The sequence below is a fragment of the Vibrio sp. 10N.261.51.A4 genome (assembly GCF_041471945.1).
GTDB lineage: Bacteria > Pseudomonadota > Gammaproteobacteria > Enterobacterales > Vibrionaceae > Vibrio > Vibrio crassostreae_C.
The window spans coordinates 76,771-100,201 of record NZ_JBFRPJ010000001.1 but is presented as its reverse complement, the minus strand read 5'-3'; the positions used below and the strand labels follow the sequence as shown (position 1 = coordinate 100,201).

The 23,431-nt window shown below is 44.5% G+C and carries 19 protein-coding genes and 2 tRNA genes; 4 read left to right on the top strand and 17 right to left on the bottom strand.

Features of this window, described 5'->3' with window-relative positions; all coding sequences use genetic code 11:
* Nucleotides 1-79: 79 nt before the first annotated feature.
* The 14 genes from pnp to rlmE all read right to left on the bottom strand — a co-directional run bounded on the left by pnp (nucleotide 80) and on the right by rlmE (nucleotide 15,348).
* Complete coding sequence (pnp, locus tag AB4384_RS00385; RefSeq protein ID WP_017059234.1) at nucleotides 80-2,200, bottom strand: polyribonucleotide nucleotidyltransferase; 2,121 nt, start codon at nucleotides 2,198-2,200, stop codon at nucleotides 80-82.
* A 378-nt stretch (nucleotides 2,201-2,578) separates the two neighbouring features.
* Complete coding sequence (gene rpsO / locus AB4384_RS00380; RefSeq protein WP_010436144.1) at nucleotides 2,579-2,848, bottom strand: 30S ribosomal protein S15; 270 nt, start codon at nucleotides 2,846-2,848, stop codon at nucleotides 2,579-2,581.
* Between the two features lie 213 nt (nucleotides 2,849-3,061).
* Nucleotides 3,062-4,015: a tRNA pseudouridine(55) synthase TruB gene (truB, locus tag AB4384_RS00375; protein WP_017059233.1), complete on the bottom strand. Its 954-nt coding sequence runs from the start codon at nucleotides 4,013-4,015 to the stop codon at nucleotides 3,062-3,064.
* The gene (gene rbfA / locus AB4384_RS00370; protein ID WP_017065964.1) at nucleotides 4,015-4,428 is read right to left on the bottom strand and encodes a 30S ribosome-binding factor RbfA; all 414 of its coding nucleotides are present in this window, start codon (nucleotides 4,426-4,428) and stop codon (nucleotides 4,015-4,017) included. The genes truB and rbfA overlap by 1 nt, the downstream gene beginning before the upstream one ends.
* 134 nt (nucleotides 4,429-4,562) lie before the next feature.
* The gene (gene infB, locus AB4384_RS00365; protein ID WP_017059231.1) at nucleotides 4,563-7,253 is read right to left on the bottom strand and encodes a translation initiation factor IF-2; all 2,691 of its coding nucleotides are present in this window, start codon (nucleotides 7,251-7,253) and stop codon (nucleotides 4,563-4,565) included.
* A gap of 22 nt (nucleotides 7,254-7,275) precedes the next feature.
* Nucleotides 7,276-8,763, bottom strand: coding sequence for a transcription termination factor NusA (gene nusA / locus AB4384_RS00360; RefSeq protein ID WP_017059230.1), 1,488 nt, complete (start codon nucleotides 8,761-8,763; stop codon nucleotides 7,276-7,278).
* Nucleotides 8,764-8,798: 35 nt separating this feature from the next.
* The gene (rimP, locus tag AB4384_RS00355; protein ID WP_004738265.1) at nucleotides 8,799-9,254 is read right to left on the bottom strand and encodes a ribosome maturation factor RimP; all 456 of its coding nucleotides are present in this window, start codon (nucleotides 9,252-9,254) and stop codon (nucleotides 8,799-8,801) included.
* 234 nt (nucleotides 9,255-9,488) lie between these two features.
* Nucleotides 9,489-9,565: transfer RNA gene (locus tag AB4384_RS00350), tRNA-Met, on the bottom strand.
* Between the two features lie 53 nt (nucleotides 9,566-9,618).
* Nucleotides 9,619-9,703: transfer RNA gene (locus AB4384_RS00345), tRNA-Leu, on the bottom strand.
* 16 nt (nucleotides 9,704-9,719) lie between these two features.
* Nucleotides 9,720-10,052: a preprotein translocase subunit SecG gene (gene secG / locus AB4384_RS00340; RefSeq protein WP_017059392.1), complete on the bottom strand. Its 333-nt coding sequence runs from the start codon at nucleotides 10,050-10,052 to the stop codon at nucleotides 9,720-9,722.
* Nucleotides 10,053-10,362: 310 nt separating this feature from the next.
* Nucleotides 10,363-11,703 carry a phosphoglucosamine mutase gene (glmM, locus tag AB4384_RS00335; RefSeq protein WP_050651777.1) on the bottom strand — a complete coding sequence of 447 codons (1,341 nt, stop codon included), beginning with the start codon at nucleotides 11,701-11,703 and terminating at the stop codon, nucleotides 10,363-10,365.
* 21 nt (nucleotides 11,704-11,724) lie between these two features.
* Entirely contained in the window at nucleotides 11,725-12,555 is an 831-nt protein-coding gene (gene folP, locus AB4384_RS00330; RefSeq protein WP_102393175.1) for a dihydropteroate synthase, read from the bottom strand.
* An 88-nt stretch (nucleotides 12,556-12,643) separates the two neighbouring features.
* Entirely contained in the window at nucleotides 12,644-14,611 is a 1,968-nt protein-coding gene (gene ftsH / locus AB4384_RS00325; protein ID WP_017068905.1) for an ATP-dependent zinc metalloprotease FtsH, read from the bottom strand.
* Nucleotides 14,612-14,718: 107 nt separating this feature from the next.
* Nucleotides 14,719-15,348, bottom strand: a complete 630-nt coding sequence (rlmE, locus tag AB4384_RS00320; protein ID WP_136977823.1) for a 23S rRNA (uridine(2552)-2'-O)-methyltransferase RlmE — start codon at nucleotides 15,346-15,348, stop codon at nucleotides 14,719-14,721.
* A 114-nt stretch (nucleotides 15,349-15,462) separates the two neighbouring features.
* Between rlmE and yhbY the strand changes: the two genes are divergently transcribed.
* The gene (yhbY, locus tag AB4384_RS00315; RefSeq protein ID WP_004738252.1) at nucleotides 15,463-15,759 is read left to right on the top strand and encodes a ribosome assembly RNA-binding protein YhbY; all 297 of its coding nucleotides are present in this window, start codon (nucleotides 15,463-15,465) and stop codon (nucleotides 15,757-15,759) included.
* A gap of 125 nt (nucleotides 15,760-15,884) precedes the next feature.
* On the opposite strand, the gene greA is transcribed toward yhbY, so the two are convergent.
* Nucleotides 15,885-16,358 (bottom strand): transcription elongation factor GreA, encoded by a 474-nt coding sequence (gene greA / locus AB4384_RS00310; protein WP_017059397.1) that lies wholly within the window; start codon nucleotides 16,356-16,358, stop codon nucleotides 15,885-15,887.
* Nucleotides 16,359-16,870: 512 nt separating this feature from the next.
* Here greA and AB4384_RS00305 point away from each other — a divergent pair.
* A complete protein-coding gene (locus AB4384_RS00305; RefSeq protein ID WP_372128680.1) occupies nucleotides 16,871-17,872 on the top strand; it encodes a porin in 1,002 nt (333 codons plus the stop codon).
* Nucleotides 17,873-17,984: 112 nt separating this feature from the next.
* Complete coding sequence (gene dacB / locus AB4384_RS00300) at nucleotides 17,985-19,418, top strand: serine-type D-Ala-D-Ala carboxypeptidase (RefSeq protein ID WP_372054872.1); 1,434 nt, start codon at nucleotides 17,985-17,987, stop codon at nucleotides 19,416-19,418.
* Between the two features lie 110 nt (nucleotides 19,419-19,528).
* Here the strand turns inward: dacB and AB4384_RS00295 are convergent, their stop codons facing one another.
* Both AB4384_RS00295 and tyrS read right to left on the bottom strand, forming a co-directional pair.
* Nucleotides 19,529-20,374, bottom strand: a complete 846-nt coding sequence (locus AB4384_RS00295) for a magnesium transporter (RefSeq protein WP_017068902.1) — start codon at nucleotides 20,372-20,374, stop codon at nucleotides 19,529-19,531.
* A 391-nt stretch (nucleotides 20,375-20,765) separates the two neighbouring features.
* Nucleotides 20,766-21,953, bottom strand: coding sequence for a tyrosine--tRNA ligase (gene tyrS, locus AB4384_RS00290; protein WP_017059402.1), 1,188 nt, complete (start codon nucleotides 21,951-21,953; stop codon nucleotides 20,766-20,768).
* Between the two features lie 129 nt (nucleotides 21,954-22,082).
* Between tyrS and AB4384_RS00285 the strand changes: the two genes are divergently transcribed.
* Nucleotides 22,083-23,372: a peptidoglycan DD-metalloendopeptidase family protein gene (locus AB4384_RS00285; protein WP_372128677.1), complete on the top strand. Its 1,290-nt coding sequence runs from the start codon at nucleotides 22,083-22,085 to the stop codon at nucleotides 23,370-23,372.
* Nucleotides 23,373-23,431: the final 59 nt, after the last annotated feature.

The window sequence follows — 23,431 nt, the reverse complement described above, 5'->3', positions numbered from 1 at the left end:
TGCTCCCCTTTATAACATGCTTTGTTGACGATAGGTTAGAAATCACTAAAAAGCGATATCACCATCGACACACTGAGAATTACTCAGCAGCAGGTGCTTCGCCTTCAGCTGGCGTTTCAACTGCTTCTTTCATGCTTAGACGTACACGGCCTTGACGGTCAATTTCAAGAACCTTAACAGGAACTTCTTGACCTTCAGTTAGGTAGTCAGACACTTTCTCAACGCGCTTGTCAGCGATTTGAGAGATGTGTACTAGACCATCTTTACCTGGAAGGATAGTAACGAATGCACCGAAGTCAGCTAGACGAGCAACTTTACCTTGGTAAATGCGGCCAACTTCAACTTCAGCTGTGATCTCTTCGATACGACGGATAGCTTCTTTAGCAGCTGCGCCTTCAGTAGCAGCAATCTTGATTGTGCCATCGTCTTCGATTTCGATTGTAGTACCAGTTTCTTCACAAAGAGCACGGATAACTGCGCCGCCTTTACCGATAACATCTTTGATCTTATCAGAGCTGATTTTCATTGTGTGGATACGTGGAGCGAATTCAGAGATATCTTCACGAGCACCAGAGATAGCTTCATCCATTACAGAAAGGATGTGCTTACGTGCACCTTGCGCTTGGTTAAGTGCAATTTGCATGATCTCTTTAGTGATACCTTCGATCTTGATGTCCATTTGAAGTGCAGTGATACCAGCGTTAGTACCTGCTACTTTAAAGTCCATGTCACCTAGGTGATCTTCGTCGCCAAGGATGTCAGAAAGAACAACGAAATCGTCGCCTTCTTTAACAAGACCCATTGCGATACCCGCAACAGAAGCTTTGATTGGAACACCAGCATCCATAAGAGCTAGAGATGTACCACATACAGAAGCCATTGAAGAAGAACCGTTAGATTCTGTGATTTCCGATACAACACGAACTGTGTATGGGAATTCTTCAACAGAAGGCATTACTGCTTGGATACCACGTTTAGCAAGCTTACCGTGACCAATTTCACGACGCTTAGGAGAACCAACGAAACCAGTTTCACCTACACAGTATGGAGGGAAGTTGTAGTGTAGAAGGAAGTTGTCTTTCTTCTCACCCATCAGGCTGTCGATGATTTGAGCATCACGTTGTGTGCCAAGCGTTGCAGTAACAAGTGCTTGAGTTTCACCACGAGTGAATAGAGAAGAACCGTGTGTACGTGGAAGAACACCAGTACGTACGTCTAGCGCACGAACCATGTCTTTTTCACGGCCATCGATACGTGGGTTGCCAGCGATGATGCGGCTACGTACTACGTTTTTCTCTAGAGAACCAAGCATGCCGCGGATTTCGCGCTCATCTAGGTTTTCGTCTTGTGCAATTAGAGCTTCAACAACGTCGTTCTTGATTACGCCAACTTGCTCGTAACGAGCCATTTTCTCAGTGATCTGGTACGCGTCAGATAGACGAGTTTCAGCAAGTTCAGCAACTTGAGCTTTAAGCTCAGTGTTAACTGCTGGTGCTTCCCAGTTCCAAGATGGAGTTGCAACTTCAGCAGCAAACTCGTTGATTGCTTTGATTACAACTTGTTGTTGGTCGTGACCGTAAACAACAGCTGAAAGCATTTCTTCTTCAGATAGGTTATCTGCTTCAGATTCAACCATAAGTACTGCGCCTTCTGTACCAGACACAACTAGGTCTAGTTTAGAGTTTTCAAGCTCAGTATTTGATGGGTTAAGAACAAGTTCGCCGTCGATGTGACCAACACGTGCAGCACCGATAGGACCATTGAATGGAGCACCAGAGATAGCAAGCGCAGCAGATGTTGCGATCATAGTGATCATGTCTGGGTTTACGTCAGGGTTGATAGAAACAACCGTAGCGATAACTTGAACTTCGTTTTTAAACGCACTTGGGAAAAGTGGACGAATTGGACGGTCAATCAGACGAGCTGTTAGTGTTTCGCCTTCAGATGGACGACCTTCACGCTTGAAGAAACCACCAGGGATTTTACCCGCAGCGTATGTACGCTCTTGGTAGTTTACTGTTAGTGGGAAGAAGTCTTGACCTGCAACTGCTTCCTTCTTAGCAACAACAGAAACGAATACTGATGTATCGTCCATAGTCGCCATTACAGCAGCAGTAGCTTGACGTGCAATTACGCCCGTTTCTAGAGTAACGGTGTGGTTACCGTACTGGAACGATTTTACAACTGGTTTTTCAAACATTGTATATCCTTAGCTCTAAAGTCAGACTTTAGATTAAGTGAATAATGACTCAAGACATTACCAATCGCGACTAGTGAAAAGGGACTTAGAATGGTGACTCTTTGTATGTGTTCATACGCCGAATTAAGACCAAATCCGCCTTTGAATAGTCGCGACCTATTGGCCGACATCTGTGACTGTAATCTCTTGAGAGGTTGATTGCCAAACGCTGAAAACGCTATAGGCGGGCGTAGTATAAACTATTTTTATTAGGAGATATATTTCCTATCAGAAAAAGCCAGATGATATTCTGAGCATCCAGCCTAGCATTTTCTTACAGGCACAAAAAAAGGAGCATAAATGCTCCTTTTCTTCAAACTGTCTTTGCAGACATCGCTATTAGCGACGTAGGCCTAGACGCTTGATTAGGTCTTGGTAACGAGCAAGGTTTTTGCCTTTCAAGTAATCAAGAAGCTTACGACGGCTAGAAACCATACGTAGTAGACCACGACGGCTGTGGTGATCGTGTTTGTGCGCTTTGAAGTGACCTTGTAGGTGGTTGATAGAAGCAGTAAGTAGTGCTACTTGTACTTCTGGTGAACCTGTGTCGCCTTCAGATTGTGCGTATTCTGCAACGATTGCTGCTTTAGTTTCTGCATTCAGAGACATAATTCTCTCCTGATAAGAGTAAGTTTATATTTGTAGCAGCCAATCTCTGATTCAGCCGCTACGCGAGCCGAGGATTATAGGGAAGTTTGTCAGTTGGTGCAATAACAATCGAACCCATTAAAAACGAAAAAAGCGAACCACCTAAATTAGGCGTTCGCTTTCTATCTTATTTGCTCACTTTTCACGACTCAGCGCTAAGATCCGATGTAAGCGCTACGCTTGTGGCTCTTCATCTCTGAAAACAACCAAACGCTTCGGTGCAACTCGGCCATCTTCAGCAATCTGAGCTACGCCGACAAACAGCTTCTCTTCGCCACTTGTCATACGAACCGTGCCTTCAGTTGGCGCACCAGCAACCTGAACTGGCATACCGTGCTGAACTAGGTCAGTCAGTTCCGCGTTCAGGTTTACTTCTGGTAAGTCTTCAACGGCAGTGTCCATTGGCATCAGCAGTGGATCAAGCAGCTCTTTCGGTGCAATTTCTTGCGCCTGTGCTTGCTCTAGGATCTCGTTTAACTGCTCCAAAGTCACCATACGCTCGTATGGGTACTTTGCGACACCTGTACGACGAAGCATGGTCACGTGAGCACCACAACCTAGCATTTCACCAAGGTCGTCGGTAATTGTGCGGATGTATGTGCCTTTCGAACAATGCACTTCCATTTCAACTTCATCACCTTCAAAGCGAAGCAGTTCAATAGAGTACACAGTGATCTTACGAGACTCACGAGGAACCTCAATACCTGCACGTGCGTATTCGTACAAAGGCTTACCTTGATACTTCAATGCCGAAAACATTGATGGTATCTGATCGGTTTCACCCTTGAAGCTCGCAATGCAACGCTCAAGCTGTTCTTGAGTCACGTTAACATCACGTGTCTCTACCACTTCACCATCAGAGTCAGAGGTATTGGTACGCTCACCAAGCTTAGCGATAACAACGTAGCGCTTATCAGAATCTAGAAGAAACTGAGAGAACTTCGTCGCTTCACCAAGACAAATTGGCAGCATGCCAGTCGCAAGAGGATCCAGAGCACCGGTGTGCCCTGCCTTCTCTGCAAAGTAAATACGCTTTACTTTTTGCAGTGCATCATTAGACGAAATGCCAGTCGGCTTATCTAATAGAATTACCCCGTTGATAGGGCGACCTTTACGACGGCGAGCCATTACTCTTCGCCCTTAGACTGAGTTTCGTCAGTGCGGCCAGCTTCTTCTTGCTTACGCTTGTCGTCGTTCAGAACTTCACTTACTAGGTTAGACATACGCATGCCTTCTACTAGTGTGTTGTCGTAAGTAAAACGAACTTCAGGCGTTAGACGGTGGCGAATACGCTTACCAAGAGCCATACGAACTGGCACTTCATGCTCTTTAAGAGCTTTAAGGCATGATTCCGGTGTTTGCTCACCAACACATAGGAAAGTCACGAACACTTTTGCGTAAGCAAGGTCACGAGACACTTCTACGTCTGAGATAGTTACCATACCAATACGTGAGTCACGAACTTCACGTTGTAGGATAAGCGCAAGCTCTTTTTGAAGCTGCTGAGACACACGTTGTGTGCGGCTAAATTCTTTTGACATTTTCTTTTCTCACTTAGAAAGATGGGGGGCTTGGTAATAACCAGCCCCCCATGGTGTATTCAACAACCGATTACTTATTACCTTTACTAGTAATGTTAGTAACCTTAGTCAATATGTCGAGTCGTACAGACTGATTAGTCTAGAGTACGTTTAACCTCAACGATTTCGAATACTTCGATCTGGTCACCAACGCGAACGTCGTTGTAGTTCTTAACGCCGACACCACACTCGTAACCGTTCTTAACTTCTTGAACGTCATCTTTAAAGCGACGAAGTGACTCTAGTTCACCTTCGTAGATAACAACGTTTTCACGAAGTACACGGATTGGGTTGCTACGCTTAATCGTACCTTCAGTCACGATACAACCAGCGATTGCACCAAGTTTAGGCGACTTAAATACGTCACGAACTTGTGCAAGACCAATGATCTCTTGACGGAACTCAGGAGCAAGCATACCGCCCATCGCCTGTTTAACTTCGTCAATCAGTTGGTAAATGATTGAGTAGTAACGTAGATCTAGGTTTTCGTTCTGAACCGTGTTACGCGCAGTTGCGTCAGCACGAACGTTGAAACCAAGGATGATAGCGTTAGAAGCTGCAGCAAGCGTTGCATCAGTTTCAGTAATACCACCAACACCAGAACCTACGATGTTCACTTTCACTTCGTCAGTTGACAGTTTCAGTAGAGAGTCAGCAATCGCTTCTACAGAACCTTGAACGTCAGCTTTAAGTACCACGTTAAGCTCAGCAACTTCGCCAGCCGTCATGTTCGCGAACATGTTCTCTAGTTTCGCTTTTTGTTGGCGAGCTAGTTTAACATCACGGAATTTACCTTGACGGTAGTTCGCAACTTCACGTGCTTTACGCTCATCACGTACAACAGTCGCTTCATCGCCTGACGAAGGAACACCAGAAAGACCTAGAATTTCTACAGGAATAGATGGACCTGCAGTTTCGATGTCTTTACCGTTTTCATCACGCATTGCACGAACACGGCCGTACTCTTGACCACAAAGAACGATATCGCCTTTGTTTAGAGTACCAGACTGTACTAGTACTGTTGCAACTGGACCGCGACCTTTATCAAGGCGAGATTCAACAACAACACCAGACGCCATACCTTCTTTAACCGCTGTAAGTTCAAGAACTTCAGACTGAAGAAGGATTGCTTCTAGAAGACCATCGATGTTTGTACCCTGTTTAGCAGAGATGTGAACGAAGATGTTCTCACCACCCCATTCTTCAGGGATAACGTCGTATTGAGCTAGCTCATTCTTAACGTTGTCTGGGTTTGCACCCTCTTTATCGATCTTGTTCACAGCAACAATCAGAGGAACGCCTGCCGCTTTCGCGTGCTGGATTGCTTCGATTGTTTGTGGCATTACGCCATCGTCTGCTGCAACTACAAGTACAACGATATCTGTCGCTTGAGCACCACGAGCACGCATAGCTGTAAACGCCGCGTGTCCAGGAGTATCAAGGAAAGTGATCATACCGTTGTCAGTATCTACGTGGTAAGCACCAATGTGCTGCGTGATACCGCCAGCTTCGCCAGAAGCAACGTGTGCTTTACGAATGTAATCAAGTGTTGAAGTTTTACCGTGGTCAACGTGACCCATGATAGTAACAACAGGAGCACGACCTTCAGCGATAGCATCGCTATCACGGTCAGCTAGTACTGCTTCTTCAAGTTCGTTTTCTTTACGTAGGATTACCTTGTGACCCATTTCTTCAGCAACAAGTTGTGCTGTTTCTTGGTCGATCACTTGGTTGATAGTCGCCATAGCGCCCATCTTCATCATTACTTTGATAACTTCAGTTGCTTTAACTGACATTTTGCTAGCCAGTTCAGAAACAACGATAGTTTCGCCGATAGCAACGTCAGATTTAGCAACAGTTGCTGACTTATCGAAGCCTTGCTGCATTGAAGTTGGTTTAGCAAGCTTACCTTTACCGCCACGACCACGCTGGTTACGACCACCACGGTTGTTTGCAGGTTGGTTAGCAGGAGCTGCTTTCTTCTTGCGACGACGAGGTGCTTTCTCATCTTTCTTATCTGCCGCATCTTCAGCTTCACGAGCGTAAGTAGAAGTAGTCACATGGTAATCCGCAGATTTCTCTTGCTCTTTCTTCTTCTTCTCTTCTTCAGACCAACGTTCTTGGTTCTCTTCTGCTAACTTACGAGCTTCTTCAACAAGCTTAGCTGCTTCAGCTTCTGCTTTACGAGTTGCTTCTAGCTCTTGACGAGCTTTAAGTTCATCCGCTTCTTTTTTCGCTTGTGCGTTAGCGTCTGCATTTTTTGAATTCATGTCTTTTTTAGCCTTTTCAGCTTGTGCGCGTTGAGCCTTCTCTTCAGCTTCACGTTTTGCATCCGCTTCACGTGTTACTTTTTCTTCAGCTTCGCGCTGTGCTTTCTCTGCAGCATCACGTTTCGCTTGCTCTTCAGCATCGCGTTGTGCTTTCTCTTCCGCTTCACGATTAGCTACTTCCTCAGCTTCACGTTTCGCTTCATCTTCAATAGTGCTGCGCTTCACGTAAGTACGCTTTTTACGTACCTCTACTTGAACATCCTTACTCTTACCGCCTCCAGCGGCAACACTTAGCGTGCTGCGGGTCTTGCGTTGAAGAGTTAAACGAGTCGGTTCTGTTTCGCCTGAAGTATCGCCGTGCTCCTTTTTAAGGTGCGTTAGCAATGTTTGCTTCTCTGAATCAGTCACTTGATCCGACCCTGCTTTCTTCATGCCTGCATCAGCAAGTTGTTCAATTAAGCGGTCAACTGGCGTACCAATCTCTTCACTCAGTGCTTTAACTGTTAATTGTGTCATACCGCTTTCTCTCCTTGCTGAATTATTCTTCGTCGCCGAACCAACAGATGTTACGCGCAGCCATAATTAGCTCGCCTGCACGCTCTGCAGTTAGGTCTTCGATGCCTTCTAGTTCATCAACGCCTTGGTCAGCTAGGTCTTCCAGTGTCGCAACGCCTTTTGCTGCTAGCTTGTAAGCCATTTCACGCTCAAGACCTTCAAGTGCAAGTAAGTCTTCAGCAGGCTCAACACCGTCGAAAGTTTCTTCTTTCGCTAGCGCTAGAGTAGTCAGTGCGTCTTTTGCGCGGTTACGTAGTTCTTCAACGATACCTTCGTCTAGACCGTCTACTTCAAGAAGCTCGTTCACAGGAACGTATGCTACTTCTTCAAGCGTAGAGAAGCCTTCTTCAACAAGCATTTGAGCAAAGTCTTCTTCAATGTCTAGGTGCTTCATGAAGTTTTCAATAGAAGCAACTGCTTCTTCTTGGTGCTTCTTCTCAAGATCAGCAACAGTCATTACGTTCAGTTCCCAACCAGTAAGTTGAGACGCTAGACGTACGTTTTGACCGCTACGGCCAATCGCTTGTGCTAGGTTATCCGCTTCAACAGCGATATCCATAGAGTGTGCGTCTTCATCAACGATGATTGAAGCAACATCAGCAGGAGCCATTGCGTTGATTACGAATTGAGCCGGGTTATCATCCCAAAGAACGATATCAATACGCTCACCACCAAGATCGTTAGAAACAGCTTGTACACGTGCGCCACGCATACCAACACACGCACCAACTGGGTCAATACGTTTGTCGTTTGTTTTCACAGCGATTTTAGCACGAGAACCAGCGTCACGTGCAGCACCTTTAAGTTCAATTAGCTCTTCACCAATCTCAGGCACTTCAACACGGAATAGTTCAGCTAGCATTTCTGGCTTCGAACGAGTAACGAAAAGCTGGAAACCACGAGCTTCTGGTTTAACTGCGTAAAGAAGACCACGAACACGGTCACCTGGACGGAAGTTTTCACGAGGAAGTTGGTCATCACGAAGGATTACCGCTTCAGCGTTGTTACCTAGGTCTAGGATAATAGTGTCACGGTTAACTTTCTTAACTGCGCCAGTTACTAGCTCGCCTTCGTTATCGATGAACTGCTCAACGATTTGAGCGCGTTCAGCTTCACGTACTTTCTGTACGATAACTTGCTTAGCCGTTTGAGTCGTAATACGGTCAAACGTTACTGATTCGATATCATCTTCAATGAAACCGCCAAGTTCGATCTCTGGGTCATCGTACTTTGCAGCTTCAATAGAGATTTCTTTTGTTGGGAATTCAACTTCCTCAACAGCTTCCCAACGACGGAAAGTTTCGAAATCACCCGTTTTACGGTCAATTTCAACACGAACTTCAATTTCTAGTTCGCTTTTCTTTTTTGTTGCCGTTGCAAGCGCGATTTCAAGCGCTTCAAAAATACGCTCACGAGGAACTGCTTTCTCATTTGAAACAGCTTCTACTACCGCCAAAATTTCTTTGTTCATTAATCTAGCCTCTTAAGCTCTTCTCTCTAGGAGAACTAAAATTTAGGGATCAGGTTAGCTTTCGCAATATTGCTCAGGACGAATTCTTCTTCTTGTCCTTCAACCAATACTTTCACTGTCTCGCCTTCGATAGATTGGATATCACCTTTCCATTTACGACGGTTGCCGACAGCCATTTTCAAAACGATGCTTACCTCGTGACCAATAAATTGTTGGTAATGCTCTGCTTTGAACAGTGGTCTCTCTAAACCTGGTGAAGACACTTCAAGGTTATAAGCCACTGAAATTGGATCTTCAACGTCCATTACGGCACTTACTTGGTGGCTAACTTCAGCGCAATCATCTACATTGATACCGTTTGGTGAATCGATGTAAATACGTAGCGTTGAGTGCTCACCAGCACGAATAAATTCTAATCCAACTAACTCATAACCTGATGCTGCTACTGGAGCGTCAAGCATTTCAGTAAGTTGTCTTTCTAAACCAGTCATTTAACCACTCCAGAAACAAAAAAAGGGCTCAAAGCCCAATTTAAATTCCAAGCAAACATTATCTAAATACATTTACAAATGCTTAGATAACAAAAAACCCCGTATAAGCCGGGGTTTTTGTTGCTGGACCCTTATATGTTAAGTGCCATCACATTCGATATCGCACCTAACTCACAGTGAGGTTCACACTGTGCAAACTTGCTACCAATACAAGCTATATAATAGCATTGAAATTGGTTGCGGGAGCCGGATTTGAACCGACGACCTTCGGGTTATGAGCCCGACGAGCTACCAAACTGCTCCATCCCGCGTCCGACTTGCGAGCATTATACGCCCAACAAGATGTTTTACAAGTTTGTAAACATGGTGCCGAGAGAGGGACTCGAACCCTCACACCCTAAGGCACTAGCACCTCATGCTAGCGTGTCTACCAATTTCACCATCTCGGCATCAAATCTTTACAGATTATTGTGGAATTTCGTCGCCTTGCGCCGGAACTTCACTCACTGCATCATCAGCTTGTTGAATCACCTGACCTTGGGTCGGGTCAATCCATTGTGACTCAGTTTTATGTGTAGACATATTACCAAGCACTAAGCTAAGGATAAAAAATGTAGTTGCAAAAATTGCAGTCATTCGGGTAAGGAAATTTCCTGAGCCACCAGCACCAAACACAGTGTTTGAAGCGCCAGCACCGAAAGAGGCTCCCATATCTGCGCCTTTACCTTGTTGAATCAACACTAGGCCAATTACACCAAGCGCTGCCAACAGGTAAATCACAAGTAGAACTGTAAACATTTTTCCACCTATGTTCCTAATTGTTGAGCCAGCGCCGTTCAAAAAACTATTTTTAAGAACAAGGCTAGCGACCTCCTAACTGAAGGCCGAGCAATACTAGCGAATGCGACGATGGCTGACAAGGAGAATTTGCTAAAAAATAAGCCTTTACCAAGTGAGTGGTCAAAAAAAGGTCAAAAGCGACACAAAACTCATTTACGTCTCTCTTGACCGTTATATCTCTTGACCGTTATATCTTTTGACCGTGAGATAACTCAATCACTTCTAATCACAGGCGCTATTCGTTACGCCGGCTAAGTAAAAGGTTAAATTAGCAGTTTGCTTTTACTGCATCTGCAATCTTAAGCGCTGATGCTTGAACAAGCTCTGCATCTTCGCCTTCAACCATGACACGCAGTAGTGGCTCGGTACCAGACTTGCGTAATAGCACACGGCCTTTCTCGCCAAGCTCAGCTTCTACTTCAACAACCGCTGCTTTTACCGCTTCGGCTTCTAGTGGGTTTGAATCTCCGCTGAAACGAACGTTTTCTAGAACTTGAGGGTACAACGTCATGCCCTGAGACAACTCATTCAGTGTCATTTCGCTATCAACAACTGAAGCCAAAACTTGCAGAGCAGCAACGATAGCATCACCCGTCGTCACTTTATCTAGTAGGATAACGTGCCCCGAGTTTTCAGCGCCGATCTTCCAGCCTTTAGCAAGAAGCTGTTCCATTACGTAACGGTCACCAACAGCAGCACGAACAAACGGAATACCTAACTGCTTAAGGCCATTTTCCATACCAAGGTTGGTCATTAGTGTACCAACAACGCCACCTTTCAACTCACCGCGACGCAGTGCATCACGAGCAATGATGTAAGCGATTTGATCGCCATCAACTTTGTTACCTAGCTCGTCAACCATGATGATACGGTCACCATCACCATCAAAGCCAAGGCCTAATGCCGCTTTTTCTTCAACCACTTTTGCTTGCAGAGCACGTACATCCGTCGCACCGACTTCGTGGTTGATGTTAGTACCGTTTGGCTCAACACCAATCGCAACGACCTCAGCACCCAGTTCTTTAAATACAGCAGGCGCAATGTGGTAAGTCGCACCATGTGCACAATCGATAACGATCTTCATGCCAGCTAATGTCATTTTATGTGGGAACGTACTTTTACAGAACTCGATGTAACGGCCAGCCGCATCGTTCAAACGTACTGCTTTACCTAGCTCTGAAGAATCAACACATTCGATGTCTTTATCCAACTCTGCTTCAATTGCCAACTCGATATCGTCCGGCAGTTTTGTTCCCTCAGAAGAGAAGAACTTGATACCGTTATCGTAGTATGGGTTGTGTGATGCAGAGATAACAATACCGGCTTCAGCGCGGAAGGTTTGAGTTAGGTAAGCCACAGCAGGTGTTGGCATTGGGCCAGTAAACGTAGCCTGAAGACCAGCAGCAGCAAGGCCAGCTTCTAGCGCTGACTCAAGCATGTAACCAGAGATACGAGTATCTTTACCAATGATGACTTTCTTTGTGCCTTGCTTCGCAAGAACACGACCCGCAGCCCAGCCAAGCTTCAGAACAAAATCAGGTGTAATCGGGTACTGGCCTACTTTGCCACGCACACCATCTGTGCCGAAATAACGTCTTTTATCAGACATAGTGATTTTCCTTAATTATATTTAGTGATTGTTGTTCATCACTTCGATTATTTTCATCGCTTCCAGTGTCTCCTCGACATCATGAACGCGAATAATTTGTGCGCCTTTCATCGCGGCAATCGTCGCGCAAGTGACGCTTGCGACCATGCAGTCGGCCGGAACCTTGTCTAGCAATTTAAAGATCATCGATTTTCTCGACATCCCCGCTAAAACAGGTAAGCCTAACGAATGAAACTTTTCAAGGTGCGCTAATAGGTGGTAATTATGCTCAATGGTTTTACCAAAACCAAAACCAGGATCCAGAATCAGCTGATCTTTTGATATACCAACAGCCTCACAAGCCTCCACCCTTTCTTTTAAGAACGCTTCAACATCCATTAGGACATCATCGTAATTAGGGTTAGCTTGCATGGTTCTTGGCTGACCTTTCATGTGCATCAGGCAAACGGGCACATTAGCATCGGCGGCCGCTTCTAAAGCTCCGGGCTCTTGCAGTGCGCGCACATCATTGATCAAATCAGCCCCCGCTTCAACGGCTTGGCGCATCACTTCAGCTTTACTGGTATCAATGGAGATCCACACATCAAACTTAGCGCGAATTGCTTTAATGGCAGGAATAACGCGAGCGAGCTCTTCTTCTAAAGGAACGTCAGGCGCTCCCGGGCGAGTTGATTCACCACCAATGTCAATAATGCTAACACCAGCTTGAATCATTCGCTCTGCTTGCAGTAAAGCATTATCTAATGAATTGAATTTTCCGCCATCAGAGAAAGAGTCAGGCGTAACATTGAGGATACCCATCACATGTGGGCGGTCTAAAACGAGCGTTTTATTATGTGCTTTTAATATCATGGAAGGTGGGTCTTAAAGGTAAAAACATCTAGGGCTAGAAACAGAAAAACCCTGAGCGTACTCAGGGTTTTAATTTATAACTTAGCGATTAAGAATCTTTGTTTTGAGCATCATCTGTTTCAGATTTAACTTCTTCAACTTTCGACTCTTCAGCTTTTGGTTCCGCTTTAGCTTCTTCTGCCTTAGCTTCAGGTTTTGCTTCTTCCTTTGTAGGTTCAGCTTTTACCTGATCACCCCAACCAGCTGGATCACGAATCTCTTGCTTACGCTCCATCAAGTCATCAATTTGACCTGCATCGATCGTTTCGAACTTCATTAGAGCGTCTTTCATCGAATGCATGATATCCATGTTATCTTCAAGAATCTTCTTAGCTCTATCGTAGTTACGGTCGATAAGGATACGAATCTCTTCATCGATAAGCTTAGTCGTGTCATCAGAAACGTGCTTAGCTTGGCTCATGCCGCGACCTAGGAAAACTTCACCTTCTTCTTCTGCGTAAAGAAGAGGACCCAATTTCTCAGAGAAGCCCCACTGCGTAACCATCTTACGAGCAATATCAGTTGCACGTTCGATATCGTTAGACGCACCAGTTGACACTTTGTCTTTACCGTAAATAAGTTCTTCAGCAAGACGACCACCGTACAGGCTAGAAATCATAGACTCTAGATGTTGGCGAGACATGCTCACACGATCTTGCTCTGGCAAGTACATGGTTACACCAAGCGCACGACCACGTGGAATGATTGACACCTTGTACACTGGATCGTGTTCAGGTACCAAACGACCAACAATTGCGTGACCCGCTTCGTGGTAAGCCGTTGACTCTTTCACTTCTTCAGACATAACCATTGAACGGCGCTCTGCACCCATCATAATTTTGTCTTTCGCAAGTTCAAACTCAACCATAGATACATTGCGCTTGTTACCACGAGCAGCAAATAGCGCCGCTTCGTTCACAAGGTTCGCAAGATCTGCACCAGAGAAGCCTGGAGTACCACGAGCGATCAGCGACGGTTCAACATCACCTGATAGTGGCACTTTACGCATGTGTACTTTAAGAATCTGTTCACGACCACGTACATCCGGTAGACCAACCACAACTTGACGGTCAAAACGACCAGGACGAAGTAATGCAGGGTCTAGTACGTCTGGACGGTTAGTCGCAGCGATAACGATAATACCTTCGTTACCTTCGAAACCATCCATCTCAACCAACATTTGGTTCAGTGTTTGTTCACGTTCATCGTGACCACCACCAACACCAGCGCCACGTTGACGACCTACAGCATCAATTTCATCGATAAAGATGATACAAGGTGCCGCTTTCTTCGCTTGTTCGAACATGTCACGCACACGAGATGCACCAACACCAACAAACATTTCAACGAAGTCAGAACCAGAGATAGTAAAGAACGGTACTTTCGCTTCACCGGCAATCGCTTTTGCAAGCAATGTTTTACCCGTACCAGGAGGACCTACCAACAGGATACCTGTCGGGATCTTACCACCTAGCTTTTGGAAGCGGCTTGGGTCACGAAGGTAGTCCACAAGCTCTTTCACGTCTTCTTTTGCTTCGTCACAACCAGCAACATCAGCAAACATGGTTTTGATTTGTTCTTCGCTCATCATTCGAGCTTTACTCTTACCGAAAGACATCGCGCCTTTACCGCCGCCGCCGCCTTGCATTTGACGCATGAAGAAAATCCATACACCAATCAGTAAGATCATTGGGAACCATGAGATGAAGATAGTGCCAAGCAGGCTCTGCTCTTCAGGTGGTGTACCCTGAACTTTTACGTTTTGATTAATTAAGTCATCAAGTAGCTTTTGATCATAAACAGGCATGTAAGTTACATACTTAGAACCACCACCACGACGTGTGAAAGTGATTTCGCTGTTATTGAACTGTGCGTCTTGAATCTGGCCTTGGCCAACTTCCTGTACAAACGTGGTGTAATCTACTGCTCTGCCGTTACTTTCCCCAGGGCCGAAGCTCTGGAATACCGACATCAACACTACCGCGATAACAAGCCACAGAATTAAATTTTTTGCCATGTCACTCAAGGTGTAAGCCTCTCGATAACTAATTGTAATTAAAGGTAGGGTACTACAGTTTGTAACCTGTAGCCATGTTGTTAACTCTCACTCTTGGAAGAGAATCGTTAACCTTTGTAACCAGTGGCTACGATAAACACTTCACGAGATCGAGCTCGAGAAGAGTCGGGTTTTCTAACTTTTACTGTTTTAAACATCTCGCGGACGTCCTTAACGTATTGGTCAAACCCTTCGCCTTGGAATACTTTTACAACAAAACTACCATTGGTAGCTAGAACTTGTCGACACATATCCAAAGCTAATTCAACTAAATACATAGCTCTTGGCTGATCCACAGAATTGTTGCCTGCTATATTAGGTGCCATATCTGACATCACGACATCAACCATGTTTGGTTGTATACGTTCCAACAAGGCATCTAGCACAGCTTCTTCGCGGAAATCGCCTTGTAAAAAGCTAACACCAGCAATCGGATCCATTGGTAACAAGTCACACGCAATGATTTGTCCGTTGTCTCCAACAATCTTAGCAGCATATTGAGACCAACCGCCAGGTGCTGCACCCAAATCCACAATGGTCATCCCAGGAGACAGCAATTTATCTTTCGCTTGAATCTCTTCCATTTTGAAATAAGCACGTGAACGATAGCCTTTCTTTCTTGCTTCATTTGCGTACTTGTCGTCGAAGTGTTCCTTCAACCAACGGCCTGAACTGGCCGAGTGTTTCTGTTTGCTCATTGGATACCTAAATTGGAGGAAAGTACTAATTGCTGAATAAATTATAGTCTTCAGCTTTAGATGGCGTTAAAATAGGTTTTTTCAACCCTAATAGTAAAGAAAATTGGCCGCGTAATGAACCTAAGTACCAAACAAAAGCAGCATCTAAAGGGCCTAGCTCACAGTTTAAAACCTGTTGTGCTAATGGGCGCAAATGGACTTACTGAAGCTGTTCTAGCGGAAATCGAATTAGCTCTAGACCACCACGAACTGATCAAGATTAAAGTTGCATCAGAAGACCGTGAGACTAAGCAACTGATTATCGATGCAATTGTACGTGAAACTAAAGCTGAGAAAGTACAGACTATCGGTAAAGTTCTAGTACTGTTCCGCCAGTCAGAAGCACGTAAAATCGAGATTCCACGTAAATAAGCGAGTTTGATATAAGCTAACTTCACTAATAGGAAGCCACAGCGCTTATCTTTTAGTGTAGCGTGAGAAACGAAAAAGGTCGCATTTAGCGACCTTTTTACTTATCAGAAACAAAGAAAATTCAATTAGATATATTCTACTTTGTCGATTTCGAAGTCTTTGTCACCACCAGGGGTAGAGATCATGACTTCGTCGCCTTCCATTTTACCGATAAGACCGCGAGCAATTGGCGATTTCACAGAAATGCGACCCGTTTTGATGTCTGCTTCGTCTTCTGAAACGATTTGGTAGCGGAACTCATCATCGGTATCCACATCAATCAGTGTCACTGTCGTACCAAAGATAATCTTGCCCGTATTATCCATTTGCGTTACATCGATGATCTGAGCCAGTGATAGCTTATATTCAATATCACGGATCTGAGCTTCACAAATACCCTGCTCTTCACGAGCGGCGTGGTATTCAGCATTCTCTTTCAAGTCGCCCAGTTCACGAGCTTCACCAATAGCTGCTGAGATAACAGGGCGTAGCTTAAGTAGGCGATCTAATTCGTCACGTAGCTGCTGAGCGCCACGTACTGTCATTGGAACCTTTTCCATTTTTTACCTCTATGCCAAAACTTTCTTTGGCGAACATAAATACACCCAACGTATTTATTGGGTAGTAGAAACAAAACGATTTGGCTTAGTGTAAACAAACTTTATGGCTAAATCATCTTTATTCCACTTTGCGTTATAAAAGCTGTATCTAGGTCTAAATTACAGATATCACAAAAATGAATAATAACGCCCCAATCAATAAGACAACAAGAAAATACCTAAAAAAACAAAAAACAAACAAAATAAACACAGATCACACTTTTATAAAAGACACATTAAAACAACAACTTAAATAAAAACAAATATAATAAAACAGTGTTCATTTTTTGGTTTTATATCATTTTACTAACTGACCATGGAACTTTAGAGGTAAAAAGTAACCCATGGATTGCACTGGCATTTTCAGACTTCTGTCCTAATCATGATTATGAAGCCTGATTAATACAGGCAATACACAAAAGGGTTCAAATCCTTAATAAAACTTCTATGGACAGTAATTAGGAAATAATAACATGAATAACAAGACTCTGATCGCTCTAGCAGTAGCAGCAACAGTATCAGCTGGCGCAAATGCAGCTAACGTATACAGCCAAGATGGCACTGAACTAAACGTTGGTGGTCGCGCGGAATTCCGTGGTGATTTCATTGGTAACGGTGGTGAAGAAATTGAAGGCACAATGGCTAACAACAGCCGTTTCCGCCTTAACGTTGGTGGTACTACTGAAATCAATGAATCACTAAGCGGCTTTGGTTTTTACGAAGCAGAGCAAACAGTAAACTCTTCTAGCGACAATGATGCGAACTCTGACTTCAAACAACGTTACATGTTTGCTGGTCTTCAAGGTGACTTCGGCGCAGTATCATTCGGTCGTCAAGATACAGCAGCAGTACAAATCTCTCAAATGTCTGATGTAACGACATTTACTGGTGCTCAAAAAGAATTCATCAACGCTGGTAACGAGCAAATCAACAACACAATCCTTTACACTGGCGAATTTGACGCGCTAACAGTAAAAGCAAGTTTCGTTGCTGGTGAAGAGAAAGATACTGACGCTTACGGTGTTTCTGGTATCTACACTCTACCTATGGGTCTAGGCTTCGGTCTTGGTTACTCTGCTGGCGACAATGGTGAAGGCGAAGGTTCTGGCGACGCTATCATCGCAGGTGTTAACTACACTCTTGATTCTCTATACCTAGCGGGTACATACACTACTGGTGAAGCAGATGATAAAGACAAGTCAGACTTCAACGGTATGGAACTTTCTGCAGTATACGGCTTTGGTAACGGCTTCTCTCTAATGGGTGCTTACCAAAAAACTGATCTTAAAGTTAATGGTACTAAAGAAGACCAAAGCGATTTCTTCGAAATTACTGGTGACTATGCATTCAACAAAAATCTTAATGCTTACGTTGCTTACCAGTTAAACAACCTAGATAGCCAATACTCTCAGGTTGGTAACAAGAAAATCGAAGGCGAAGATACGATGCGTCTAGGCCTAAAATACGACTTCTAATTCTGATTACCTAATTGATTAATTAGTTAATTGAGAATCAAAACGCCCGCTACCTAGCGGGCGTTTTTTATATCTGTATACTTGAAAACATCAGCCATCCAAGAAATCTTCTATGCGCCTTCTATCCACTCTACTTCTATGTAGCTTATCACTTGGTAGTTACTCACTTACCGCTTTCGCATATGCCCCTCTTGATAAACTGCCCGATGGCAGTAGTACAAGCTTAATACTGCAATCATTGAGTGGTAATTCAAATGGAATGAATACCGACACTGATGGCTTTTATCCACCAGCCAGCACTTTAAAACTGGTTACGGCTTTGGCAGCCAAGTTGGAATTGGGGGATGACTTTCACTACACGACCAACATAGCTCGTTCTAATGAAGATGTTGTGATCTCATTCAGCGGTGACCCAACGCTACAACGAGAACATCTAAAAAGCCTGTTAACTCAATACGCTAAGTCTCAATCCAGAACCATCAAGGGCAATTTATATCTGGATAACACAGCTTATACCGGCTATCAGCGAGCGGTGGGGTGGCCTTGGGACATTCTAGGGGTTTGTTACAGCGCGCCTTCTAGTGCAATGACCTTGGACAGCAACTGCGCACAAGCCTCTATTTATACAAAAGATAATGGTGCGACACGCGTTTATATTCCCGCTCACTACCCGATAGACGTGACAACCACTGCCGCCACGGTAACTCGCTCTGGGCAGAAGGCGACACAATGCGACTTAGAGCTCACCACCACACCAGATAACGCTTACAAGCTCTCTGGTTGCTTAGTTGAACGTAAAAAGCCACTGCCACTCAAGTTCGCGATTCAAAATCCAGAGCTTTACACTTATCAAGTTGTTACATCGCTTCTCAAAGAACTGAAAATCGGAGTAAAAGGTGATGTGATTATTGGTAAAAAAGCGAAAGCAGACAAAACCACGTTAGTCGCTAGTCACAACTCAGAAAAGCTTCCTGAACTGCTAGATATCATGCTCAAGAAGTCAGATAACCTTATCGCAGACAATCTAACTAAAACGCTAGGAGCCACATTTTATGTTCAACCGGGCAGTTTCAATAACGGTACTGAAGCGATTAAGCAGGTCTTGCTAACCAAGGCTAATATTGACCTCAGTAAAGCGCAGCTCGTCGATGGTTCAGGGCTATCTAGAAATAACCGAATGAGGTCACAGACCATGGCTCAAGTGCTTCGTTATATCTGGGAAAACGATCAACAGCTCAACCTGATTGAGGCTATGCCTACATCAGGCACTGATGGAACGCTCAAATACCGTCAAAGCATGAGAAAAGCACCGATTCAAGGCAACATTATCGCCAAAAGTGGTTCTCTATACGGCAGTTACAACATGGCGGGATACGGATTAGATAAAGCGGGAAAACCGAACTCTCTGTTCGTACAATTTGTTCGTGATTACTTCCCTGAAGAACAAGATCCAGACAAACAAGTGGAAGCACCAATCACCCAGTTTGAACGTGCTTTCTACAAAGATGTGGTCGAGTTCAGTCAAACACAAAGCAAATCTAAGTAATGCTTAGCTCTGTGTAAACTTCTACTTTAATAACAAAAATGGCGCTGAAGACCTTCAATCTTCAGCGCCAATTTTATTTCTCAGATGTATTTAGCTATTTTTATCAGCTTTTAAGCGATTCCTAGGAATGAGTTCACGACAGTGAAGTAGATCCACATTCCTGAGATATCCACTATCGATGCAAGTACTGGGCTCACTAACACCGCTGGATCAAGCTTAAATAGCCTAGCAACTATCGGTAACCCTCCGCCGAGTACGGTAGATATGGTCACCTGAATAAACAGCGCTACCGCAATCGCTAACGCAATCATGTTGATATCATAACCACCTGTCGATTGGTTTTCACTGAATAGCAGAATACGCCCAATCATCACTACGGCAATCGCTAGAGCTAAACAAATAGCAACTCTAAACTCTTTCCACAGAACGTTAGCCCATTGGCGTTTTTTCAACTCACCTGTGGCTAAGGCTCTGATAACCAAAGTCGCGGCTTGTGTTCCGGTGTTACCACCAGCAGCAGCAATTACCGGCATGTAGATAGCCAAAAGTACCAATTGACTGAGAATGTCTTCATACTGAGCAATGATAAGCCCTGAGACAATTCCCAATAGTGCTAACGCAATAATCCAACCGATACGCTGCCTAACGTGGCTCATGACACCAGTAGAAAGGTAGCCCTGCTGAGGTTCTACCTCTGAGTAGATCAGCCCTAGTTGGTGAGCTAGGTGTCGAGAACGCTTCTCAAAGCCCTGCTCTTCTAGCTCACTAAGTAAAGTCTGAATCGTACTAAGAGAGCATTGCCCCAGCACTAGCACCGCATCTTCAAGCGGCATTCGGTTCAAAAGGTTAATTTGTTGTTCACGTCCGTACTGTTGAAATGCATTCGACACAGCTTGGATGTCTTGCTCTGAGTACAGAGCTTCAATAGATAAAAAAGTGTTGTTCATTACCGTCAAGGCGAATCTCCCGATTGGCAAAGGTAACGACCATCAAAACAAATAGCATAGATTTATAGATTTATAGATTTATGCGCACCAAGAGCTGAAAGCTACTGGTGTGTCTACTTGTTAGAATCTAGTGTGTGGAAAAGAATGAGGGGGAAAAACAAAGATACCCTACCTGAACGGCAGGACAATAGATCAATACCGAGACAGGTTATTCTTCTCCATTCAAACTAGGAGGATGGTCGGTATTGTTCATAAAAATCTCCAGAATTACTGTCAATTTGACAGCGCGCATAGTGTAGCAATAGCCGTTCAAAAACTTCGTCAAATTCCTGTCAATAAATAGGGGTCAATAAAAAAGGCATCCGTAGATGCCTTTTCGTTAAATCATTGAGATTTAATATTACTTGATAGTAATACGAGCAAACTTACGCTTACCTACTTGGTAAACCGCAGTACCTGCTTCAGGTACGAATTTGCTATCTTCAATCTTCTCGCCTTCAAGCTTAGCCGCGCCTTGCTTGATCATACGCATCGCATCAGAAGTCGAGTTTACAAGACCCGCTTCTTTTAGAACGTTCGCAATTGGCAGGCCAGCTTCGAATTCGAATTCTGGCATTTCATCAGGAACTTGGTTCTTAGCAAAACGGTTAACGAACTCTTGCTCAGCGGCTTCAGCATCTGCTTCACTGTGGAAACGAGCGATGATCTCTTTAGCAAGAAGCACTTTAACGTCACGCGGGTTCTTACCTGCATCAACGCCAGCTTTCAATTCCGCAACTTCTTCAAGAGGACGGAAAGACAGTAGCTCGTAGTAGCTCCACATTAGATCGTCAGAGATAGACATGATCTTACCAAACATCTCGCTTGGTGCTTCGCTAATACCGATGTAGTTGTGCGCAGACTTAGACATCTTCTTAACGCCGTCTAGACCAACAAGTAGTGGCATCATCAGTACCGCTTGTGGTTTTTGACCTGCTGCTTTTTGCAGTTCACGACCCATTAGAAGGTTAAACTTCTGGTCAGTACCGCCAAGCTCAACGTCGCTCTCTAGTGCAACAGAGTCGTGACCTTGTAGAAGTGGGTACATGAATTCGTGGATTGCGATCGGTTGACCACCAGCGTAACGCTTTTTGAAGTCATCACGCTCAAGCATGCGAGCAACAGTTTGGTTAGAAGCAAGACGAATCATGCCTTCAGCGCCAAGCTCAGATAGCCATTCAGAGTTGAAACGAATTTGCGTTTTCGCAGGATCTAGAATCTTGAATACTTGCTCTTTGTAAGTTTCAGCATTCTTCAATACGTCTTCGCGGCTTAGCGGTGGACGTGTTGAGTTTTTACCTGATGGGTCACCAACCATTGCAGTGAAATCACCGATAAGGAATGTCACTTCATGACCAAGCTCTTGGAAAGCGCGAAGCTTGTTAAAGATAACCGTATGGCCTAGGTGGATATCTGGAGCTGTTGGATCGGCACCCAGCTTAATGCGTAAAGGACGACCTTCTTTTAGTTTTGCAATCAGTTCGTCTTCTGGAATCAGTTCTTCTACGCCACGTTTGATCTCGGCTAGTGCAGCTTCAATACTCGCCATTCTTGTTCACTCCCACAGATTTGGCAAAAATACATTAATTAGACATCTTACTTGAATAGCGATGTATTTTGAAACCAGTTACACTATTCCGTCGTCGATTTTCATAATATTTACAGAACGAACCGGAACATGTTGTCTATTTTTGCACGCCTTCCTATTTTGCACCGGGCTTTTATCGCATTTTTTAGTGCCATAATTTTCGTCGCGATTTTCTTACTCCCCGACGTCAACAGTTTGCGTGACGATTCGGGCGCTTTAGTTGTGGGAAAACATTACCCACTGACTATCAATGCCTCTGCGCTTATTAGCTCAAGTGACGCTCCACCGACGGCAGTGCTCAATTGGGAGAAATACACCGTTCGCTCTGGCGAAAGCACCTCTGTTTTATTTGAACGTATTGGCCTCTCATACCGCCAGCTGATCACGCTACTCAATACCAATGATGATATTAAGAAGCAGCTGTCTAATCTAAGACCTGGCGATGTATTGCAGTTCGGCTTCGATGAAAACAACGACCTTATTCAGTTAAAAAGACAACTTAGTGCGTTTGAAAGCTTCAAGATCACTAAGTCTGGCGATTCTTTCTCATCAAGTTTCGACAAAAAAGAAGTGGCCTACCAATACAATTATGCCGAAGCCAACATCACCTCTAACTTCTGGAATGCTGGCGTAAGTGCAGGTTTAACCGCAAATCAAATTATGGAACTGGCGGGCATCTTCGGTTGGGATATCGACTTTGCGTTAGATATTCGTAAAAACGACAGCTTCAAAATCTTATACCAAGAGAAAGTGGTTGAAGGTGAAGTGGTTGGTCGCGGTAAGATCATGGCAGCCGTATTCAAAAACCAAGGCGATTCATTTACCGCAGTATTGGATGATAAGAGCGGCAACTACTTCGATGAAAATGGTCGTGCGATGAAGAAGGCGTTCTTGCGCTCACCAATTGATTTTCGTCGCGTAACATCGAACTTTAACCCTACCAGGAGACACCCAGTAACCGGTAAGATTCGAGCTCACCGCGGTACTGACTACGCAGCCCCTGTTGGCACGCCTATCTGGGCAGCCGGTGACGGTATTGTTCAGAAGTCAGGTTACAACCAATTCAATGGTAACTACGTGTTCATCCGCCACAGCAACACCTACATCACCAAGTACCTGCACATGAAGCGACGTATGGTGAAAACCGGTCAGCGCGTAAAACAAGGCCAAACCATTGGTACTTTGGGCGGTACAGGCCGTGTGACTGGCCCGCACTTACATTATGAATTCTTGGTTAATGGCGTACATAAAAATGCGCGTACCGTGAAATTGCCTCAATCCAAGTCGTTAACTGGTAAAGCAAAAGCAACCTTTATTGCCAACTCAGAGATTCGATTAAGAAACCTTGAGCGATACGGTCAGTTACTAGCGACTAACTAGGCGTTTGTAGCTTCACTGCAAAATAGAAAAATGCAAAGAGCGCCCATCAAGGCGCTCTT

What these genes read in the sequence shown, in the direction of transcription:
- rpsO (WP_010436144.1), bottom strand. Translation starts at nt 2,848, where the DNA reads ATGTCTCTGAATGCAGAAACTAAAGCAGCAATCGTTGCAGAATACGCA.
- nusA (WP_017059230.1), bottom strand. Translation starts at nt 8,763, where the DNA reads ATGAACAAAGAAATTTTGGCGGTAGTAGAAGCTGTTTCAAATGAGAAA.
- greA (WP_017059397.1), bottom strand. Translation starts at nt 16,358, where the DNA reads ATGGAAAAGGTTCCAATGACAGTACGTGGCGCTCAGCAGCTACGTGAC.
- rimP (WP_004738265.1), bottom strand. Translation starts at nt 9,254, where the DNA reads ATGACTGGTTTAGAAAGACAACTTACTGAAATGCTTGACGCTCCAGTA.
- infB (WP_017059231.1), bottom strand. Translation starts at nt 7,253, where the DNA reads ATGACACAATTAACAGTTAAAGCACTGAGTGAAGAGATTGGTACGCCA.
- folP (WP_102393175.1), bottom strand. Translation starts at nt 12,555, where the DNA reads ATGATATTAAAAGCACATAATAAAACGCTCGTTTTAGACCGCCCACAT.
- AB4384_RS00285 (WP_372128677.1), top strand. Translation starts at nt 22,083, where the DNA reads ATGTTGTCTATTTTTGCACGCCTTCCTATTTTGCACCGGGCTTTTATC.
- pnp (WP_017059234.1), bottom strand. Translation starts at nt 2,200, where the DNA reads ATGTTTGAAAAACCAGTTGTAAAATCGTTCCAGTACGGTAACCACACC.
- truB (WP_017059233.1), bottom strand. Translation starts at nt 4,015, where the DNA reads ATGGCTCGCCGTCGTAAAGGTCGCCCTATCAACGGGGTAATTCTATTA.
- ftsH (WP_017068905.1), bottom strand. Translation starts at nt 14,611, where the DNA reads ATGGCAAAAAATTTAATTCTGTGGCTTGTTATCGCGGTAGTGTTGATG.
- rlmE (WP_136977823.1), bottom strand. Translation starts at nt 15,348, where the DNA reads ATGAGCAAACAGAAACACTCGGCCAGTTCAGGCCGTTGGTTGAAGGAA.
- secG (WP_017059392.1), bottom strand. Translation starts at nt 10,052, where the DNA reads ATGTTTACAGTTCTACTTGTGATTTACCTGTTGGCAGCGCTTGGTGTA.
- dacB (WP_372054872.1), top strand. Translation starts at nt 17,985, where the DNA reads ATGCGCCTTCTATCCACTCTACTTCTATGTAGCTTATCACTTGGTAGT.
- tyrS (WP_017059402.1), bottom strand. Translation starts at nt 21,953, where the DNA reads ATGGCGAGTATTGAAGCTGCACTAGCCGAGATCAAACGTGGCGTAGAA.
- glmM (WP_050651777.1), bottom strand. Translation starts at nt 11,703, where the DNA reads ATGTCTGATAAAAGACGTTATTTCGGCACAGATGGTGTGCGTGGCAAA.
- yhbY (WP_004738252.1), top strand. Translation starts at nt 15,463, where the DNA reads ATGAACCTAAGTACCAAACAAAAGCAGCATCTAAAGGGCCTAGCTCAC.
- rbfA (WP_017065964.1), bottom strand. Translation starts at nt 4,428, where the DNA reads ATGTCAAAAGAATTTAGCCGCACACAACGTGTGTCTCAGCAGCTTCAA.
- AB4384_RS00305 (WP_372128680.1), top strand. Translation starts at nt 16,871, where the DNA reads ATGAATAACAAGACTCTGATCGCTCTAGCAGTAGCAGCAACAGTATCA.